The 18,449-nt window shown below is 71.5% G+C and carries 16 protein-coding genes; 2 read left to right on the top strand and 14 right to left on the bottom strand.

Features of this window, described 5'->3' with window-relative positions; all coding sequences use genetic code 11:
* From HG543_RS15975 to HG543_RS15930, 10 genes are all read right to left on the bottom strand, one after another.
* Positions 1-1,788 carry a cation:proton antiporter gene (locus tag HG543_RS15975; RefSeq protein WP_169345627.1) on the bottom strand — a complete coding sequence of 596 codons (1,788 nt, stop codon included), beginning with the start codon at positions 1,786-1,788 and terminating at the stop codon, positions 1-3.
* A gap of 219 nt (positions 1,789-2,007) precedes the next feature.
* Positions 2,008-3,177, bottom strand: a complete 1,170-nt coding sequence (locus HG543_RS15970) for a tetratricopeptide repeat protein (RefSeq protein ID WP_169345626.1) — start codon at positions 3,175-3,177, stop codon at positions 2,008-2,010.
* A 109-nt stretch (positions 3,178-3,286) separates the two neighbouring features.
* A complete protein-coding gene (locus HG543_RS15965; RefSeq protein WP_169345625.1) occupies positions 3,287-5,005 on the bottom strand; it encodes an aldehyde dehydrogenase family protein in 1,719 nt (572 codons plus the stop codon).
* An 83-nt stretch (positions 5,006-5,088) separates the two neighbouring features.
* Positions 5,089-7,362 carry a M56 family metallopeptidase gene (locus tag HG543_RS15960; protein WP_169345624.1) on the bottom strand — a complete coding sequence of 758 codons (2,274 nt, stop codon included), beginning with the start codon at positions 7,360-7,362 and terminating at the stop codon, positions 5,089-5,091.
* A 4-nt stretch (positions 7,363-7,366) separates the two neighbouring features.
* Positions 7,367-7,750, bottom strand: a complete 384-nt coding sequence (locus HG543_RS15955; RefSeq protein WP_169345623.1) for a BlaI/MecI/CopY family transcriptional regulator — start codon at positions 7,748-7,750, stop codon at positions 7,367-7,369.
* A 116-nt stretch (positions 7,751-7,866) separates the two neighbouring features.
* Entirely contained in the window at positions 7,867-8,586 is a 720-nt protein-coding gene (locus HG543_RS15950; protein ID WP_169345622.1) for a hypothetical protein, read from the bottom strand.
* Between the two features lie 27 nt (positions 8,587-8,613).
* The gene (locus HG543_RS15945; protein ID WP_169345621.1) at positions 8,614-10,035 is read right to left on the bottom strand and encodes a hypothetical protein; all 1,422 of its coding nucleotides are present in this window, start codon (positions 10,033-10,035) and stop codon (positions 8,614-8,616) included.
* A 148-nt stretch (positions 10,036-10,183) separates the two neighbouring features.
* Positions 10,184-10,735 carry a hypothetical protein gene (locus HG543_RS15940; protein WP_169345602.1) on the bottom strand — a complete coding sequence of 184 codons (552 nt, stop codon included), beginning with the start codon at positions 10,733-10,735 and terminating at the stop codon, positions 10,184-10,186.
* A gap of 150 nt (positions 10,736-10,885) precedes the next feature.
* Positions 10,886-12,490, bottom strand: a complete 1,605-nt coding sequence (locus HG543_RS15935; RefSeq protein WP_169345620.1) for a phospholipase D-like domain-containing protein — start codon at positions 12,488-12,490, stop codon at positions 10,886-10,888.
* A gap of 74 nt (positions 12,491-12,564) precedes the next feature.
* The gene (locus tag HG543_RS15930) at positions 12,565-12,804 is read right to left on the bottom strand and encodes a chaperonin (protein WP_169345619.1); all 240 of its coding nucleotides are present in this window, start codon (positions 12,802-12,804) and stop codon (positions 12,565-12,567) included.
* Between the two features lie 966 nt (positions 12,805-13,770).
* On the opposite strand from HG543_RS15930, the gene HG543_RS15925 reads away from it, so the two are divergent.
* Both HG543_RS15925 and HG543_RS15920 read left to right on the top strand, forming a co-directional pair.
* A complete protein-coding gene (locus tag HG543_RS15925) occupies positions 13,771-14,346 on the top strand; it encodes a hypothetical protein (RefSeq protein ID WP_169345618.1) in 576 nt (191 codons plus the stop codon).
* A 108-nt stretch (positions 14,347-14,454) separates the two neighbouring features.
* Positions 14,455-15,279, top strand: a complete 825-nt coding sequence (locus tag HG543_RS15920; RefSeq protein ID WP_169345617.1) for a hypothetical protein — start codon at positions 14,455-14,457, stop codon at positions 15,277-15,279.
* Positions 15,280-15,309: 30 nt separating this feature from the next.
* Here the strand turns inward: HG543_RS15920 and HG543_RS15915 are convergent, their stop codons facing one another.
* The 4 genes from HG543_RS15915 to HG543_RS15900 all read right to left on the bottom strand — a co-directional run bounded on the left by HG543_RS15915 (position 15,310) and on the right by HG543_RS15900 (position 18,100).
* Positions 15,310-15,756, bottom strand: a complete 447-nt coding sequence (locus tag HG543_RS15915; protein WP_371876573.1) for a hypothetical protein — start codon at positions 15,754-15,756, stop codon at positions 15,310-15,312.
* Positions 15,753-16,403 carry an anti-sigma factor family protein gene (locus HG543_RS15910; protein ID WP_169345636.1) on the bottom strand — a complete coding sequence of 217 codons (651 nt, stop codon included), beginning with the start codon at positions 16,401-16,403 and terminating at the stop codon, positions 15,753-15,755. Before HG543_RS15910 ends, HG543_RS15915 begins: the two co-directional genes overlap by 4 nt.
* 73 nt (positions 16,404-16,476) lie before the next feature.
* Positions 16,477-17,091 (bottom strand): RNA polymerase sigma factor, encoded by a 615-nt coding sequence (locus HG543_RS15905; RefSeq protein ID WP_169345635.1) that lies wholly within the window; start codon positions 17,089-17,091, stop codon positions 16,477-16,479.
* Between the two features lie 76 nt (positions 17,092-17,167).
* Positions 17,168-18,100: an Immediate early protein ICP0 gene (locus HG543_RS15900; RefSeq protein ID WP_169345616.1), complete on the bottom strand. Its 933-nt coding sequence runs from the start codon at positions 18,098-18,100 to the stop codon at positions 17,168-17,170.
* Positions 18,101-18,449 lie beyond the last annotated feature (349 nt).

Raw genomic sequence — 18,449 nt, 5'->3', positions numbered from 1 at the left:
TCAGTGGTGAGGCCCGGCCCGCTCCTCGCCGTCCCGTGATTGAGGAGGCAGCCTGGGCGGAGGCGGAAGCGGGGCCGGGCGCGGCGGCGGGCCATGCGGGTGGTCCCTGCGCAGCGTCTCCAGGAGCCGGGCCACGGTGTCCTCCGGCAGCTCGGCGGAGCGCAGCACGCGCGCCACCGCCTCCAGCGCCGTCTCCAGCTCGCCCGCGAGCACCTCGCTGGCCCCACGCTCGCGCAGCTCCGGGATGTCTCCCAGCCGCTGCACGCGCACCAGGATGGGCACGTCCGCGTGCAGCCGCCTTGCCGCCGACACCGCGCGCGCGGCGCCCAGCGGGTCGTCCAGCAGCAGCACCAGCGCCCGCGCCCGGTGGAGGCCCGCCTTCTCCAGGATTTCCGCGCTGGTGATGTCGCCGTAGTACAGCGACTCGCCCTTGCGCCGGGCCTCGGCCACCACCTCCGGGTCCAGGTCGATGCACACGTGCGGCACCTGGCTCTCGCGCAGCGCCCGCGTCACCAGCCGCCCCGCCGTGCCCAGTCCCCCGATGATGAAGTGGTCGCTCAGCCCGTCGCTGTGCGTCCCCTCCAGGTGGTGGGGCCCGTGCGCGCCGATGAGCGCCTCCAGCCGCTTGAGGTGCGCCGCCCCCGCCGCCAGCCTCGGGCCGAAGTGCACCACCACCGGCGTCACCCACATGGTCAGCACGCTCATGGTGACGAACAGCCGCTGCTCGTCGGCGCTCAACAGCCCCGCCCGCGCGCCCTCGTGGGCGAGGACGAAGGAGAACTCGCCTATCTGCGCCAGCCCCAACCCCGCCAGCACCGCCACCCACGGGGGAAAGCGCATCACCATGGCGCTCACCGCGCCCACCACCGCCTTCAGCACCAGCACGCCCACCACCAGCGAGGCCACCAGCACCGGGCGCCGCATCAGCACGCGCACGTCCAGCAGCATGCCCACCGAGATGAAGAAGAAGCTGGAGAGCGTCTCGCGCAGGGGCAGCACGTCCGCCAGCGCTTGATGCCCATAGTCGCCTTCCGCCAGGGCGATGCCCGCGAGGAACGCGCCCAGCGCCAGCGACAGCCCCGCCAGTGAAGACATCCACGCGATGCCCACGCACAGCCCCAGCACCGCGAGGATGAACACCTCGCGCCGCCGCGTGGCCGCCACGTCCTTGAGGAAGCGGGGCACCACCGTGCGGCCCAGCAGCCCCGTCGCCAGCACCAGCAACCCCGCCTTCACCAGCACCGCGAGGAGCGCGCCCGGCCCACCCCGCTGCCCGGCCAGCAGCGGAATGGCGAGCATCATCGGCACCACGCACAAATCCTGGAAGATGAGCGCGCCGATGATGAGCCGGCCGTGCGGCGCGTCCACCTCGTGGCGCTCCGCCAGCGCGCGCAGGACGATGGCCGTGCTGGACAGCGCGACGAGGAAGCCGAAGAAGATGCCCCGGGCGGGCGGTATACCCAGCGCCAGCGCCCCGGCCAGCACGCCCAGCGTCGTCAGCCCGACCTGAAGCCCTCCGCCCAGCAGCAACACCCGCCACAGCCGCCGCAGCCGGGCCAGGGAGAACTCCAGGCCGATGCTGAACAGCAGCAGCACCACGCCAATCTCCGCGAGCACGGTGATGAGGTCCGCGTCGCGCACCCACCCGAGGCCACTCGGCCCGATGAGCGCTCCCGCCGCGATGAGCCCGGCGATGGTGGGCAGCCGCAGGTGACTCAGCGCGAGCACCACCACCACGGCCACGCCGAGCACCACCACCAGTTCCTGGAGGACCGCCGGGCCGTCCATGACGGAGGGCCTCCCCTGCCCCGGACGGGAGGACGCACACGTCCGTCATGAACTCGTGGCGGCACGCTCCCCCTCAGTGGGGGTAACACGCGCGACGGCGGGACTCGCGCCCCGGCGTCAGCGGGCCTCGGCTCGTGGGCCGGACGGGCCGCATGGACGCCCCGCTTCGCTGGGAAGACTCGCCTCGGCGCCAGCACGCCTCGGCGCGGAGGCCGGGACTCAAGCGCCGAGCTGCTTCAGCAGCCGCTCCGCCTGCTCGAGCACCACCCCGGTGCCGTGGGCGTGGGCCTCCTTCGCGTGGCGGATGCTGGCCGCCTTGTCCGTGGCGTACCAGGCCACCGCCAGGTTGAGGTGCGTCGCCGCCTCCCTCGGGTTCGCGGTCAGCACGCGCTCCAGCACGGGCCGGGCGCGGTCATGCGCCTGCTCCTCCATGAGCATCACCGCCAGGTCGTTGGCGGGGCCGGGGTCCGTGGGCACCAGCGCCACGGCTTCCTCCAGGCGCCCGCGAGCAAGGTCCCGCTCCCCCAGCGCGAGGTGCACCTGCGACAGCGCATGCAGCGACTGCCAGCTCTTCGGCGACAGCCGCAGCACCTCCTCGAAGAGCGCCCGCGCCTCCCGGAACTCTCGGGAGATCATCAGCGCCAGGCCGTGCATGTAGATGTAGTTCGTGTTGGCGGGCTCCAGCTGCCGCAGCTCCTGGATGACGCGCTTCGCCCCGTCCGTGCCGCCGCCCGTCAGGTACAGCCGGAACAGGTCCTCCAGCACCGAGCGCCGCATCCCGCCCTGCGCCCGCTCCAGCGCGAGCGTACCCGCCTGGATGGCCAGCCCCACCGCCCCTCGCGCCGCGTGCGCGCGCGACAGCATCAGCAGCGGCATCGGCTCCTGGGGCGCGCCCTCGGCCGCCTTCTGGAAGTGGAACGCCGCGCCCTCCGCCTGGCCCTGCTGGAGGTGGATGCGGCCCAGCTCGAAGTGCACGTGGGCACTCTCCGGAGCCACGTCCAGCGCGGACTCGTACGCCTGGCGCGCGCCCTCCAGGTCCCCGCGGTCCAGCAGCAGCCCGCCGAGGTTGAAGCGCTCGAAGTAGCCGGCGGTGGGCGCGGCGGCGAGCGTCTTGAGGGACTCCAGCGCCTCCGCGTCGCCAGCCTGGGCGCGCAGCATGGCCAGGTGCGCCTGGGCCTCCGCGTGGTCCGGCCTCACCTTCAGCAGGCGCAGCGTGGCGGCCTCCGCCTCGCCCGCCGCGCCGGTGCTCAGGTGCGTGCGGACGAGCCCCAGCAGACAGTCCACGTCATCCGGGTCCACCGCGAGCCCCTTCTGGAAGCTCTTCACCGCCTCCTGGGGCTGCCCCATCTGCAGGAACTGCCCGCCTTCCCGCGCATGCGTCGATGCCATGCGCAGGGGTTTATCACGGGGTGCCGGCCGCCCGGCAGTCCGGGCACGGAGGGCCGCATGCCCACGCTCCGAGTCCGTGGGGCGCACACCGCCCGAGCCCGGCGGAGGCTCACCGGCGCATCGCCGCCGCGGCGATGCCGGGCACCTTCAGCCACGAGGGCCCCAGCTCGAACTGGACGAGCTTGCGCGCCAGCTCGCGCGCGCCCCGATGCCCCGGCACCCACGGCGGGGGCGGCATGTTGGTGAGCGGCGCGCGGATGACGGCCTTCTCGACGTCCTCCAGCATGAGCGTGTTGTGGACCCAGCCCAGGCCGCTCTGGATGTCCTGGGGCGTGGAGGACGGATGCCCACCCCACGGCAGGGAGACGAGCGCGTAGCCGGCGGCGGGCCAGGTGTTCACGGCCACGGTGCCGTAGCGCAGCTCGCGGATGGCGCGCTCGACGGCGGCGTGGACGGTGGGGTCCTTGAGCGACTTCGGGTGGACGATGAGGGTGGCGTTGAGGGTGCCCCACACCTTCTCGTTGAGGAAGGGCACCACCTTCTCCAGGAAGGCCACCGGGTCGTCCGCGCCCGGCAGGCCGGTCTCCGACAGCACCGTGCACCAGGGCTCCTGGCGGAAGACGCGGTCCTCGGCCTGGGCCGGGTCCACGTCCGGAATCAGCGCGTAGGGCAGCTCGCCCGAGCCCGGCGTCCCCACGAGCCGCAGGCGCGCGCGCCCTTCGGTGAACTGCTTCCAGCGCTGCTCGGCGCCCGGGTAGTACGCGCGGCGCACGGCAGCGCGGCCCAGGCTGGCCTGCACCCCGTCCACCACCTGCGAGCGGCGCGCCCAGTCCCTCGGCTGCACCAGCAGCTTGGCGGAGTTGCAGTTGAAGGACGCGTTGTTGGACACCATGCCGGCGATGTTGTCCGCCTGGAAGAGCAGCTCGCCTTCCGAGTACGGACCGGGCACCACCACCACGGGGGAGATGTTTCCCAGCTCGCTGGAGAAGGGCTTCTTCAAGAGGGGCTCGTTGCGCGCGCGGCGGGCCTCCGCCTCCGGCCCCGGCGGGCCCCACACCAGCGCGTCGTGCGTCCTGTCGCTGCCGGTGACGTGCACCTCGTCCACCGCAGGGTGGTACACCAGCGCGGAGCCCTCCTCGACGCCGCCGTACACCACGGCGAAGACGTTGAGCCGCGCCAGCGGGGCGAAGGCCTTCTCCAGGAAGGGTCCGAGGTAGGCGTTCACCGGGTTCATCTTGAGCACGCACGCGGTGCCCTCGACGAAGAGCTTGTAGAGGCAGTCCGCGGGCGGAATCGAGTTCACGTTGCCGCCGCCCAGCACGGCGCAGACGCGGCCCTCGTGCGGCTTGCGGTAGAAGGAGGCCTGGTGGTCGCGGAGGTTGGCCGCGGTGACGCCGGGGAGGAAGTAGACCTCACCCTCGTTGCGCGGCAGCAGCATCCCGTCGAGCGTGTCCTTCGGGAAGATGCGCGCCGCCAGCCGTCCGTCCTCCAGCGTGCGCAGGCGCGAGGCGGGGATGTGGGGCACACCGTGGCGCTGGATGTCCTTCAGCGACTCCACCAGCAGGCGCATGTTGCGCAGCACGACGAGCGGGCCGCCCAGCCACTCCTCGCCGGCCACCGCGCTCTCCGGGTCGATGCCCTTGGCCTCGCACGCCGCGCGGACGCTCGGCTCGGCGACGGCGGCGAAGCCCTGACGCAGCTCCTCCAGCAGGGAGATGCGCTCACGGAGGCCCAGCTTCACCCAGGCGCGTGAGCCCTCCTTCACGCGCTGAATCACCGACTCGAGGGCGCTGCTGGGAGTGGCCGGGGGGATGGCGGCGAGGCTCATGGCGGGACCTCCGAAGGCAGGGGCTCTTCGGAAGTTAGAGGAGCGCCGTCCCCGGCGTCACGGGCCCCCGGCCCAGAGCGTCATCAGGTGGGCAGCGGCTGGCCGAGCCCCTTGCGGAGCGCCTCGTCGATGAGGCCCTGCACCTTCTTCTCCGCCTCCTCGGCGAGCTTCTCGTGCTGCTCGCCGAGCTTCTCCTGCTCCTCGCCAAGCTTTTCCTGCTCCTCGCCGAGCTTCTCCTGCTCGCGGCCCAGCACCTCCTGCTGGTCGTTGAGCGCCTCCATCTGCTTCTCCAGGGCCTCCATCTCCTTATCCAGAGCCTGCTCCTGCTTCTCCAGTTCTGCCTCGCGCCGCTCGCGCTCGGCCTCGGGCAGGGAGTCCGCGCGCCGCTCCTCCAGGTGCAGCCCGGCCCGCCTGTGGGCCAGCTCGGCCTGCTTCATGCCCAGCTCGGCCTGCTTCTGCCCGAGCGCGCCCTGCTTCTCTCCCAGCGCGCCCTGCTTCTGACCAAGCGCACCCTGTTTCTCTCCCAGCGCGCCCTGCTTCCCGCCCAGCTCGCGCTGGGGCTCGAGCGTCGCGCGAATGGCCTTCAGCGTGGCCGGGTCGCGGATGATGAACGTCTCGCCCTTGCGGCGCACGTACAGCAGTTCCTTGCCGGGCTGCTTGAACATGCCCGCGAGGTTCAGGTCCACCGAGCTGCCGTTCATCATCGCCATGTTGTCCGCGAGCAGGACGTAGCTGCTGTCGTCATCGTCCAGCGGCCGGGGCGGCGCGGGTGGAGGGGGAGGCGCGGCCGGCGTGCCGCCCGTGCGCGGGAACGGAGCCGGCGCCACGGCGGCCACGCGCGGGACCGGCGGGACGGGAGGAACGGGAGGCACGCCACCCACGCGCGGAGCCGGAGGCGCGGGAGGCACGGCGGCCACGCCGCCCACGCGCGGCGTCGGCGGAACCGGAGGCGCGGCGGGCACGCCGCCCATGCGGGGGGCCGGAGGCGCGGCGACCGAACCAGTGGCAGCGGGCGCGGCGGCGGACTTCGTCGCGGCGGAGGGACGGGACTCGGCGGCTGGCGCGGCGGGCTTCGCCGGAGCCGCGCTGGCGGGCGTCCCTGCCTTCTCGGCGGACGGCTGGGCGGAGCCAGGCTTCGCCGGAGTCGCGGCGGTGGCCGGCGACGCGGGCTTCGCCTGCGAGGCACCGGCGGACTCCTGCGCGACGACCTGGAAGGGCACCAGGGCCGCGAGGCCGAGGGCGGAGAGCGCCACCTTCAGCAGGCGCCGGGAACGGGTGGGACCGACTTCGACGTGCTCCAGCATGCTCAACCTCCTGTGCAAAGCGTGAACGTGGGCGGATGCACCATGGGCCGCGGCGGTACCCGCGCCCCGGGCGACACCGAAGGCGAGCAGCAGCTCGCCGTAATCCGCGGGCTCGGCGCCGGTGAGACGGAGAGCCTCCGCGTCACAGGCCTCCTCGCGGGCCAGCGCGTACTCACGCGCGGCACGGCGCGCGAGCGGATGGAAGAAGAGGAGCGCCTCCGCGAGCGCCGGCACCCAGCCGAGCCACAGGTCTCCCCGCCGCAGGTGCGCCAGCTCGTGCGCCAGCGCCATGCGCAGTGCGTCCACGGGCAGCCGCCGCACCGCCTTCGCCGGCAGCACCACCACCGGAGACAGGAGGCCCGTGGCCAGCGGGCTCGCCACCGATTCCGACACCAGCAGCTCCGGCACCCGCCGCAGCCCGGCCTCGGCGGCCAGCGCGCGCGTCACCGATTCCAGCACCGGATGCTCCAGGGGCCGCGCGCTCCGGCGCAGGCGCCGCATCGCGACCCAGCCCTTCACGTGGCCCAGCGAATGCCAGAGCACTCCGGCCAGCCACACCGCCAGCAGGAGCACCATCAGCACCCGGCCCCAGGGCACGGACGACCGTGCGGGTTCAGCGACAGGAGCCAAGAGAGGGGGAACCGCGGCGCTCACGGGTGCGGCGGCGCGGGCAGTCGTGGTGTTGTCTCCCGGCACCGTGCCCCGATGGGCCGCGAGGTCTCCCGCGCGCTCCCGTGCCGCGTCACGGAAGGCCGTGGTATCTCCGTCGCCTTCATGCGCCGCGCCCTGGGACACCGCGCTGTCTCCACTCGGAGCCACCGACGCGGGCAGCACCGGCAGCGGCACCGGCCGCGTCCAGGCCAGGGACACCACGAACTTCAGCGCCACCAGCCACCACAGCCCGGCGCGCAGCGAGGCGGGCATCCTCGGCCACGCCCGCGTCAGCGCCCAGACCAGCGCCACACCGAGCGCGCCCTGCCATGACGCCCGCCACAGGCCCTCGGGCCATGCGGACGCCCACTGCCCCACGTGAGTCAGCCAACCGGTCTCCATGTGGCTACTCCTTCCGCTTCTTCGAGCGAAGCCGCGCCACGACGTCCTGGAGCTGCGCCAGCTCCTCGTCCGTCACGTCCTCGGCCTCCGAAAGGTATGCGGCGAACGGCGACAACGAGCCGGACAGCGTCCGCTGCACGAAGTCCCCCACCACGTCCCGCAGCAGCTCCGACGCCGGCACCGGCGAGGCGTACTGGTACACGCCCTCCACCTTGCGCCGCGTCAGGTACCCCTTCTGCCGCAGCCGCTCCATCACCGTCAGGATGGTGGAACGCGCCAGCCCCTGCGGCTCACCGAAGCGCTCGGCCACCTCGCCCACCGTGGCCGGACCGTGCTCCGCCACGTACCGCAGCACCGCCAGCTCCTGTTCGCCCAACGGCTTCATCATGGACCTTCCCGTGACGACAACTGTAGTCACCAAGCAAGGTACGCGTGACTACAGCCGTAGTCAAGCCGAGCGCGGGAGGTTCCGTCAGGGGAGCGGGGGCGCGGTGGACAGCGTCCTCAGCCCGTGGGGCAGCGGAAGCGGAAGTCGCTGGTGCCCGCGCGCAGACGCTCCAGCCGGGCGCGCACCTGGGGGACTACGGGCGAGCGCGGGAATGATTTCAGGAAGCGCTCCAGCCCGGCCTCCACGGACTCGGGGCCGCCGCAGGCACAGGTGCTCACGGCCACCATGTCCTCCAGCGCCCGAATCTCGCGGTCCACGGCGTCCGCGTACGCGCGCGGGTACGTGGCCCAGAAGCGCGTCCACTTTCGGTAGAGGGGCCCCACGTCCGGGCTGTCGAAGACGTGGCACACGGAGTCCTCCGAGCGGGGCACGGTGTACCGGCGGGTGACGCCATCGGCGAAGTAGGTGTCGGCGAACAGCTCGAAGAACTCCTGGTCCACCGCCGTGCCGCGCTGGTGCGCGAGTTCCCGGAAGAAGCGCGGGTCCGGGCCCATGGCCAGCGCGCCCTCGACGAAGCCGTTGGAGAAGCCTCGCAGGAACGCATGCGCTGGGAACCACTCCGTCCCGCCGTCCCGCCGCGCGGCGGACTCACGTAGGGCGCTCGCCGCGGCGTTGCCCTTCTCGAACACGCGCTCCAGTGAGCCGGCCCGGTCCTCCTCGAGCCGCTCCAGCGCGCGCAGATAGTCCCTTCTCAGGTCCAGCGCGTCGGCGCCCCACGCCACGGCGGAGACGCCCGCGAGCACCGCGACCACGAGCCACGCCCCGGAAGTCCTCATCGCCCACCTCCCGGGACGCGGCGCCGTTCAGCGCTGGAAGTCCATGCCCACGCCCGCGCCCATGGTGACGCCGCGCTCCAGCCGGCCGTCGGCCTGCGGGAAGTGCACGGTGCCGCCCGAGCCCCATGCATACAGGTAATTGAGGACACGCTGGCGAACCTCCAGGCTCACCGAATAACGCGGCCTGTCCCCCAGCGCCGTCAGCACCGCGCGCACGAGCGCTCGGGTCCTCGCTCCCGGCAGCTCGAAGCCCGCGGACACGTCCGCGTCGGTGCGGCCGAAGCCGTAGTACTGCGCCGCCACGCTGCCCAGCAGCATGAGCTGGTTCGGCCCGCCCTTCGCCACGCTCAGCTCCATGTAGCCGGAGAAGCCCGACTCCAGCTCCTCGTCGGCGATGGGCGTCTCCGACAGGCCCGCGCCGGAGAAGCGCCCCAGCTCGTAGTCCGGGCCGAACATGCCGAAGCGGAAGCGGCCGCCCTGCCGGCGGCCCTGCAGCGTGAGGCTGAGCTGCGTGCCGCTCGACGTCTGCCCTTCCAGCGCGAGCCCCAGGAGGCCGCCGAAGGCCGGCGAGTAGTCCTGCGTGAAGCGCCCGCCACCGGCGAGCAGCGCCCACGCCCGCAGGCGCTCGCCCTTGTAGAGCGCGAAGTCACCGCCCACGGAGACGAGGGTGAGGTTCGGCGTCCTGCCGCCCGCGCGGCCCGCGTCGTGCGCGCCGGACAGGCGCAGGAGGAAGCGGTCGAAGCGCTTCGCGTCCTCGCTGGCCATGCGGCCGATGTCGAGCAGCAGCTCGCCGGCGAAGATGCGCGCGGCGAGCACGTCACTGGCCAGCAGCTCCGCGCGCACCGCGCCCTTCACGAGCGTCAGCGAGCCGCCCGCGGGGTGGTAGTCCGGAGACAGCACGTTGCTGTAGCGGCCGACGATGTAGCCGCGCCCCAGCGTCTCCTCGACGAAGGGCTCCACGCGCAGGTAGAAGGGCCGGCCCTCCTGGCCGATGCGCAGCATGCGCACCACCTGGCCGGCGTCGCTCAGCTCGTCCCAGTCCTCGCGGCGCAGCTGCGCGCCGTAGTCCCTGTCCGTCTGCTTCGGCTCCTCGTCCACCATGCGCAGGCGCAGGTTGGCGCCCAGCCGCAGCACGAACGACTCGCCCCTCGTCAGGCCCAGCGACGGGTACACCCGCGCGAACAGGTCCTGTCCGCCGTCCGGTGTGCCCGACGGAAGGCTCAGCCCGCCCGCCTCCAGCTGCGCGCTGAAGCCGAAGCCATCTCCGCCGCGGGAACTGCCCGGAGGCGCGGGCTCGTCCAGCCGCGCCTTCGTCACGGACGAAGGGCCGCCAGCCGGAGCACCTCCGGACTGCTCCACGTCCGAGGGCATCTCCTCTATCGTGGAGCTGGCCTCGGGTTGCTGCGTGGACACCAGGGCAAGAAGGGCGAAGAGGGGGGCGCCAGTCATCGTCCCCCGAGTCTACCCGGCCCCGCCGCGAGGCGAAGCAACCGACCCTGGTCACGTATGGGTGACACTGCGGTCCGTCGGCACACGCACCCACCGGGGCCCGGGAACCTGGCGGGTGACACGTGCCGCGGACTACTTCGATGGGGGATTAGAGGCCGCCGCCACCACCGCCGCCGCCACCGCCGGAGCCGCCGCCGCCGGAGCCGCTACCACCGCCGCCAGAGCCGCCCGCCTGCCCGCCGCCGCCGCTCACGCCGCCGGTGTTGTCGCCGGAGTTGTCGCTGCTGTCGTTGTCACCGGCCGCGCCGGAGCCGCCCGTCGCCTCTTCCTTGTCACCGCGGTTGGGCTCGCGGTCCACACCCGGCTCCTCCATGACGTCCCACTTCTCGCCGTCCTTCGTCGTCACGGAGCTGTCGCTGCCGCTGCCGCCCGTGGCCTCGCCGTCATAGACGGTGGGCGCGTCCATGCGGTCCCGGCGCTCGTTGTCCACCACGTCGGACGCCTCGAGCGGGCTCTCCTGGGATTCCTCGTCGTCCCTCGCCTGCTCGCGCGCCTCATCGCCGGGCGTGCCCTGGAGGGAGTCGGACTGCGCCGTCTGCCCCGAGCCACCCGTCGCGTCATCCGCCCGCGTGTTGGCCGACTGGCTCGAACAGCCCCAGAACGTGAGAGCAGCCAGCGCCGCCATCAGTGGAAGCTTCATGTGGGAATCTCCTTGCGAGAGTTGTTCTCCCAACAAGGTGGCGACCATCAGGGCAGGTACAACCCGGCGGACGGGCCCGCGCCTTCGGGCCCGTCCCAGGGCGGGCGAGCATCCAGGCGCCCGGCACCGCCCTGCTCCCCCAGGCGCCGCTCAACCGCCCGCGGACCGCCCGTCCTCTTCTTCCGTGACGGGGCAGATGGCGCGGTGCGGGCGCTCGGTGCTCGTGCCCACCAGCCAGCGCGACAGCAGGCGGATGCCGGACGCGAACAGCCCGTCCTCGGCGCGGTGCAGCGCCTCGAAGAGGGACTCGTCGAGGACGGAGTCCTCCGGGTCGATGATGAGCTCCTCGGGCTCCAGCGACTTGAGCAGCGGGCTCTGGTCGAACACCGTCTCCATGGGGTGCGGGCGCAGCCGGTGGAGGCCCGCCGCGGACACGCCGTCCAGCCAGTCCACGAGCCCGCCGTCCGCCCGCGCCAGCACGCGCAGCGACTCCACGCCCTCCAGCCCCGCGTGCTCCGCCATCAGCGACACGCGGATGCGGCGGATGGCGCGCGACACCGCGTCGCCGTCCTCCTGTGCTTCCCAGCTCAGGTTCAGCTCCGAGTCCAGGCCCAGGCTGCGGTTGGTGGTGTTGGCCGAGCCGAGCGTGAGGAACCGGTCGTCCACCACCATCACCTTGGAATGGATGTACGTGTAGACGTCCGTACCCGCGTCGTTGCGCCCCGCCGAGCAGTACACGCCGAAGGCATGGCCCATCTCCTTGGCCACCTGCTCCAGCGAGCGCAGCAGGCGCACCTGGGCGATGCCCATGGCCAATTGCTCGCGCAGCGCCTCGGGCTGCTGCGGCAGCACCAGCATGATTTGCAGCCGGCCGCGCCCCGGCTCGCGCATGCGCTTCACCAGCGCCTGGTAGATGGCGCGCGAGGAGAAGTATTGATTCTCGATGTAGATGAAGCGCTCGGCGGACTCGATGGCGTCGAGGTACAGCGCGCGCACCTCCTGCACCGCCTCCTGCGGCGGCAGCAGCGTCTTGCCAAAGGTGCGGCTGAGCGCCACGGGCCCCGGAGGGGCCGGGATGCTCGCGCGGAAGTCCACGTCGTCGCGCAACACCTTCGGCAGCCGCAGCTCGCCTCCGCCCGCGTGCGCCCAGCGCGCCTCGAACAGCTCCGCCAGCTTGTCCACCACCGGGCCCGTCAGCACCGACTGCACGTCATGGTACGGGCCATGCGGATCCCTTCCGCTGTCACAGCGCAGGGGCGAGCGCACCGGGTGGTCGCGGTCGTCCCAGCGGCAATCACAGACATCCATGCCGCCGGTGAAGGCGACCGCGCCGTCGATGACGACCAGCTTCTGGTGATGCGCCCCGTACAGCGGGCTGGACGCATCGAAGCGGAAGCGCACGCGCTCGTTCGTGGTCCAGTTGAAGATGAGGTGCTGCATCCACTCGCGCTCCATCGCGAGCAGCAGGCTGAAGTCCCAGGCCAGGACATAGACGTGCAGCTCCGGGTTGGCGCGGCACAGCTCGTCCAGCATGGGCAGCAGTCGCACCTCGCCGCGCGCCTCGCCGAGGTCCTCGCCTCGCAGGAGCGCCACGTCGCTGTCGAACTGCCAGCCGGTAATCGCGATGTAGCGTCGGGCCTTCTGCGCGGCCCGGTACAGCTCCCGGTAGTAGGCGCGAGCGTCCACGAGAACTCCCGCGTCGCTGACCTCCTCCACCGTCCAACAGTTCCGTCCGGGAATGATGACGCGTCTCACCCTGATGTCCCCTTCACGCCGCCGCCGCCACACGCCCAGGCGCCACGAAGTGGCGCACGTCCCGGACCGGCGCGTCAGCCAACGAAGACGATGTGCTTGCCGGTGGCGAGCGTCATGTCCTTGGAGGACACCACCTGCGCCACCTTCTTCACCTCGCCGCCCACCGTGTCGAACGCCGCCGCGATGAGGTCGCCCAGCGTCACCTGCACCTGACGCGCGCTCCGGCCGGCACCCTTCACCGCCCGCGCCGTCGTCACCTTCACCTGCCGGGCCTTACGACGGATGACCTGCCCACGCTGAGTCGTCTTCGCCATGATTTCATCTCCAAGGTTGAGGGTCTGCCTGTCCTGCGATCAGCCCGCCGCCGCCGCCCTGCACGCCCAACCCTCAGAGCAACGCGCGTGCCGAGCGCCAAGCCCTTGAGATGACAAGGGCTGCCCGCCTGCTCGGCCTCTCCCCATGGCGGAAAGACTGACCTTTTTTCAGGCCCCCACCGGAAAGCAGGACGAAACGACTTCCGTCCGCGTGGAATCGCGCCCGGCGCCGCCCCCTCCGCGCGGTGCTCCGGCACCACCGCCGGGCATCCATCACGGCCCGCGTGCCGAATCCGCACAGTCCGCGTGCCGGATTCGCACGCTCGCCCTGCGAACCTCGCAGGCGCGCTCGTCCGCCTCCCCGTGGGTGCCTCCTGCCCACGCCCCGCCGCCACCACGCGTCCGCCACCACCGTGGGCGCCTCCTGCCCACGCCCGGCGCGCTGGCGCCGCGCGCCCGCCACCACCGTGGGCCCCGCGGCCGCGCGCCAGGGCCGCGGCCACGTGCGCGCCCCCACCACCCCGCGCGACTTCCGAAGCCGCGTGGCTCGCCGCGCGAATGTGTTCGCTCGCCAACACCGCGCCGCCACGTCGAATCCCGCCTCCCGCGGGCCCCGCAGTGACACACACCCGCGCCGTGCACACACCGTGTCGCATGCACGAACACCTGATTCCCATGTGCGAACACAGCCGCACTGGATGTCTGTGAATGCCACTGAAAGCGCGTCACGACACGTGCCGGGTACACGCCCTCCCGACACCGAGGCCCACCTCCGACATTCCCCTCGGGCTCGCACGCCCGGCGGTACCTCGCGCACGAGCGCGCCATCACACGCCGCGCGGGTCGGAATTGCTCCTGCGGATACCCCCTAGGTCCTCTTCCGGAAAATTACAGACATGCAAAGCAATTTGAAAAAACTGGAAAAAGCCGCTTCAATGTCTCGCACTCACTCGAGGGCGTACACGTATGGAATTGAAGATTTCCGCTCCAGTCACGGCATCGTCGTTGCGGCCCGAGGCGTTCGCCGGCGTCGAAGTCATCGGGCAATCCATTCTGGCCATCGTTAATGGAATGGAACTCGCGCAGTCGCGTGCGCTGCGAATCCTCGCCGAGAACGGCATCTCTCCCCTGAAGGCGGACACCTGGTACCCGATGCCTGCCCTCCTCAAGGCGTTCAATCTCGTGTTCGAGAAGATTGGCCCGAGCACGGTGCGCACCATCGGCCGGAAGATTCCGGACAGCGCGCACTTCCCGCCGGACATCGACACGCTGGAGAAGGGCCTGCGCGCCATCGACATGGCGTACCGGATGAACCACCGCGGCCGCGGTGGCATCGGTGGCTACCGCTTCGAGCCGGTGGACAAGCGCAACGCGCGGATGGCCTGCGACAATCCCTATCCTTGCGACCTGGACCTCGGGCTCATCGAAGCCATTGGTGACAGGTTCCGCCCCAAGGATTCTCTCTGGGTGCGTATTGAACATGACCCCAAGAGCTGCCGGCGGAGGGGAGACGGCGCCTGCACGTACACCATCAACTGGTAGTCCACGCCGCACGCCTTTTGCGCCCGCACGACTCCCCGCGGCGGGCCTGAGTCCCTGACTCCCCCGCCAGGCCGGAGCGGGGGGCTTTCACCCGTGAGGAACCACCCCATGAAGGCCGTGCTCCAACACATCGCAGTGCGCGAGGCGCGGTTCGCCTCACACCCGTTCTTCTCCGACTTGAGGATGGACCGCCCGATTGAGCAGGTGATGGCGTTCGCGCCACGGCTGACCTTCTGGGTGATGACCTTCCAGGACGTGCTGCGGCTCAACGCGCACTTCATCCAGGACGCGCACCTCAAGGCGCTCGCCACGCGGCACCATGCCGAGGAGGGCGGGCACGACCAGTGGTTCGAGGACGACATCGCCGCGCTCACCGGTGGCTCGCTGAGCATCGGCGCCATGTACGGCAAGGCCCACGTGAAGACGCGCGACGCGGCCTACGCCATCATCAGCGAGGTGTACCGCCCCGTGGATGACCGGCTGCGCATCGTCCTGCTGTGGGCGCTGGAGTCCACCAGCCACGTCTTCTTCGGCCGCACCGCCGTCATCTCCGCGGCGCAGGGCGCCGACGAGCGGCTGAAGTACTTCTCCGACCACCACATGCAGGCCGAGGCGCAGCACGCCATGTTCGAGCAGGAGCTGGCGGCGGAGCTGGAGGCCATGGAGCTGTCCCCCGAGGTGCGCGCCGACGCGCTCGCCATGGTGGACCGCATCTACACGGCCTTCGACACCATGTTCGACGGGCTGCGCATCCACCTGGAGCGCGAGCGCGCCGAGGAGCCCGCCGCCGCGCACCAGGCCCCGCCTCCGCGCGTGGCCGCCATGGAGGAGGACGTGGACCTCGACATGGAGGTGGAAATCGTGGACGTGGAGCTGCTGGAAGACGACGAAGCCCCCCGGGCGCGGGACGTCGCCGTCCACCGCGCCGCCTGAGGGGCCTCGCCGGGGTGCTTCGGGAAGTGACTACTTCGCGGGCGGGGAGAGGACGAGGATGAGCTCCCCGCCCACGTACTTGCCGGCCTTCTGGTAGACGGCGCCCTGCCGGCCCAGCTCCACGTCCAGCGTGGGCTGGCGGGGGATGGCCACGCGCACCGTGGCGATGCCGTCCTTCATGCCCAGCAGCTGCAGCGTCGCGTTGGTGCCGCTGGGCAGCTTCACCTCGGCGGACTTCTTCGCGTTCACCTCCAGCACCTCCAGTGACAGGCGCTTGAAGGAGGTGAAGTTGAAGTTCTGCTTCTGGAACTGCTCCTTCATCTTCGCCAATTCGGGGGGCTCCACCTCGGAGCCCTTCATGGAGGCGAGCACCACCTCCACCTGCACCTGGACCTTCTGCTCCTGGGCGCTGGCGACCCACGGCAGCATCAGCACCAGCCCCACCACCGCCAGCCACGACGACACGTGCATTCTCACAGGGTACCTCCCGACGGCCGGGGGGCGTCCGTCGCCGGGCGCGCGGGCTTCTTCGTCCCCGCGCCGTCCGGCGACATGCCGCCGCCAATCTCCTCCTCCAACTCCTCGTCTTCCGAGCCAGGGGACGAGCCGTCCCGCGTCTCCTCGTCCACCAGCCAGATGATGGTACCGCCGTTGTCGGTCTCCATCACCACCGGCGCAACGCGGGCATTCTCATAGGGTTGGATGGCCTTCACCGTCATGCGCTCGGCCGCGTAGCCCTCCGGCGCCCGGTCGCTCATGAGCAGCGGCAGCCCCACCGCCACCAGCACGGCCGCGGTGGCCAGCGACGAAATCATCGCGGTGCGCTGGTAGAGGAACATCTCCGACAGGCTCAGCTTCAGGCGCTCCAGGAGCGGCGGCCGCTCCGGCGTCACCCGGGCCATGACCTTCTGGGCGAAGTCCTTGAAGTCGACATCGTCCACGGCCATGTCCAGGCCCACGCGCAGCAGGCCCGACTCAGCGCGCAGGTCCGCGGCGCGGCCCGTGCAGTCCCGGCACGCGGACAGGTGCCGCTCCACGGTCACCCGCTCCGCGGGGGTCAGCTCTCCGTCGACGTACGGGGAGAGCCTCGGTACGAATTGCTCACACGCGGGATTTCCGGCCATATCCATCACCCTGCTTCCTGGTGGGGGGTGCGCACCGTGTGACGCACGCCTCCCTCAGATATTCGAGGCCCGCTCACTCACTCCCCACGCCGCTCTTGGCCTCGTCCAACTCCAGGTATTCACTCAGGATTTTCTGCACCTTGGCCCGGGCATGGAACAGGCGGCTCATCACCGTGCCCTTGGGTATTTCCAGGGTCCGGGAGAGGTCCTCGTAGGACATTCCCTCGATCTCCCGGAGCAGGAGGATGGCGCGGTGCTTCTCGGGCACGGTGGCCAGGGCCTCCTGAATCTTCTCGGCCAGCTCGCGGCGCAGGGCGCTCTTCTGGGGGTTGGTGCCCAGGCGGCTGCCGAGCGCGCCGATGCGGGCCTCGGACAGGTCCATGGCCTGGGACTCGTCGAACTCGACGGCCTCACCGCCTCCGCCGCGCTTGCGAATCACGTCGATGCAGATGTTGACCGTGATTCGGTAGAGCCAGGTGTAGAAGGACGAGTCGCCCTTGAAGTGGTCCAGGTACTTGTAGACCTTGACGAACGCCTCCTGGGAGACGTCCATCGCTTCCTCCTTGTCCTTCAGCATGCCCAGCGCAACGGCGTACACCTTGCGTTGGTAACGCTCGACGAGGAGCTTGAATGCGCGCTGGTCGCCGCTCCGGACGCGCTTGACGAGTGTGAGGTCGTCGGTGGCCAATGGGTGCGGCAACGTACCACAAGCCGGCGCCCGCCAAGGAGTTTCGCGCTACCGGGGGGTTTACTGGTGGGCGGCCCTAGAGGCTCACGAGCGCGATGACGATGAGGGCGATGGCCGCCAGGGCCAGCACGGCGCCGAAAGTCGCCCTGTCCCACTGGGCCTGGGCCACCGCGCCGTCCTCGGGGTCCGAGCGGAAGCGGTGGAGGACGTTCCAGAGCATCATCTTCCCCAGCTTGCGGTCGCGGTGGCGGTCGCGCCGGGGCTTCGACGGGTCGTCCTCCTCCTCGTCCTCCGACTTCCGGGCCTCCAGGGCGACGGGGACGGCCATGCCCCGCATGGCTTCGGCGTGACGGGCGCCCGCCTGGAGGGCGAGGGCCGGGTCGCTCGCCCGCTCGGCGGTCGGGGCGTCCTTTCGGGCGGCGGCCTCCGAGTGGCGGACATCCGGGGGAGGCTCCAGGCGGACGCTGGCGGCGCGCTCGCGGGCCTCCTCCGGGGTGCGGGAGGCCAGCACCCACAGGCCGCGCTCCACGCCATCCTGCCCGGTGTTCGCGTCGCGCAGCTCGGCGAAGCCCTGGCTCTCGAGCCCCTCCCGGAAGGCGGCCCTGGCTTCCTCTTGAGGAGGCTTGCCGGCGGCGGCCTCGGCATAGGCGGCGTAGAAGGCCCACAGGCGGTTGGCGCGCTCGGAGCCGGAGAGCTGCGAGGGCTTGAGGTGCGCGGCCAGCAGCGCGGCGTCGGAGGTGAAGCGGAGGCCCAGCTCCTCCTGGCCCTCCACCTGCTCCAGGCCGGGCGGCACCAGCTCCTCCACGGACTTCACCGGCGGGCGCGCGTCGCCCACCAGCGTCGGACGCCCCATCTGCTGCTGCTGCTGGGCGGCGAAGTTGTCACCCCGTCCCGGGCGCGTGGACGGGGGCCCTTCGGGCACCGGGGGCGTGGGGCCCTGGGGGCGCGGACCTCCAACCAGCGAGGGAAGGAGGCTCGTGAGGGCGGACGGGATTCGGAAGGAGGACATGAGGGATGCCTCACCAGCCGGAAGGGAAGGAGGCGCCGAGCCTAACGCAAGCGAAAGGGGCGTGCCGTTACCGGGCATTTTGGAAGTGTCCGGACCGGAACCGGCCGGGGCGCCCGTACCGCCACGCGGTGCATCGGAGCGTGGGAGTGGAATGCGGACGACGCGCGTGCCCTCTCCGCCAGGGCCATCGGCCAGGACGAGGCGGCCGCCCCGCGCCTCCTCGCCCACGGGTGCGTCGGAAGTCGTGGCGTCCTCGGGAGTGCCGCCACCCTGCGCGGCCTCGGCGTGCGTGCCGTCCGCTGGAGTGAGACGGGTGCCCTCCATCGGCGGAGCAAAGGGCGAGCGGACG

It is taken from the genome of Pyxidicoccus fallax (genome assembly GCF_012933655.1).
GTDB lineage: Bacteria > Myxococcota > Myxococcia > Myxococcales > Myxococcaceae > Myxococcus > Myxococcus fallax.
The sequence above is the reverse complement of the archived record's forward strand: the minus strand, read 5'-3'. Positions and strand labels throughout refer to the sequence as shown.

Bases quoted from the DNA above. Each gene is read 5' to 3' on its own strand.
- HG543_RS15975 (WP_169345627.1), bottom strand. From the start codon at position 1,788: ATGGACGGCCCGGCGGTCCTCCAGGAACTGGTGGTGGTGCTCGGCGTG.
- HG543_RS15970 (WP_169345626.1), bottom strand. From the start codon at position 3,177: ATGGCATCGACGCATGCGCGGGAAGGCGGGCAGTTCCTGCAGATGGGG.
- HG543_RS15965 (WP_169345625.1), bottom strand. From the start codon at position 5,005: ATGAGCCTCGCCGCCATCCCCCCGGCCACTCCCAGCAGCGCCCTCGAG.
- HG543_RS15960 (WP_169345624.1), bottom strand. From the start codon at position 7,362: ATGGAGACCGGTTGGCTGACTCACGTGGGGCAGTGGGCGTCCGCATGG.
- HG543_RS15955 (WP_169345623.1), bottom strand. From the start codon at position 7,750: ATGATGAAGCCGTTGGGCGAACAGGAGCTGGCGGTGCTGCGGTACGTG.
- HG543_RS15950 (WP_169345622.1), bottom strand. From the start codon at position 8,586: ATGAGGACTTCCGGGGCGTGGCTCGTGGTCGCGGTGCTCGCGGGCGTC.
- HG543_RS15945 (WP_169345621.1), bottom strand. From the start codon at position 10,035: ATGACTGGCGCCCCCCTCTTCGCCCTTCTTGCCCTGGTGTCCACGCAG.
- HG543_RS15940 (WP_169345602.1), bottom strand. From the start codon at position 10,735: ATGAAGCTTCCACTGATGGCGGCGCTGGCTGCTCTCACGTTCTGGGGC.
- HG543_RS15930 (WP_169345619.1), bottom strand. From the start codon at position 12,804: ATGGCGAAGACGACTCAGCGTGGGCAGGTCATCCGTCGTAAGGCCCGG.
- HG543_RS15925 (WP_169345618.1), top strand. From the start codon at position 13,771: ATGGAATTGAAGATTTCCGCTCCAGTCACGGCATCGTCGTTGCGGCCC.
- HG543_RS15920 (WP_169345617.1), top strand. From the start codon at position 14,455: ATGAAGGCCGTGCTCCAACACATCGCAGTGCGCGAGGCGCGGTTCGCC.
- HG543_RS15910 (WP_169345636.1), bottom strand. From the start codon at position 16,403: ATGGCCGGAAATCCCGCGTGTGAGCAATTCGTACCGAGGCTCTCCCCG.
- HG543_RS15900 (WP_169345616.1), bottom strand. From the start codon at position 18,100: ATGTCCTCCTTCCGAATCCCGTCCGCCCTCACGAGCCTCCTTCCCTCG.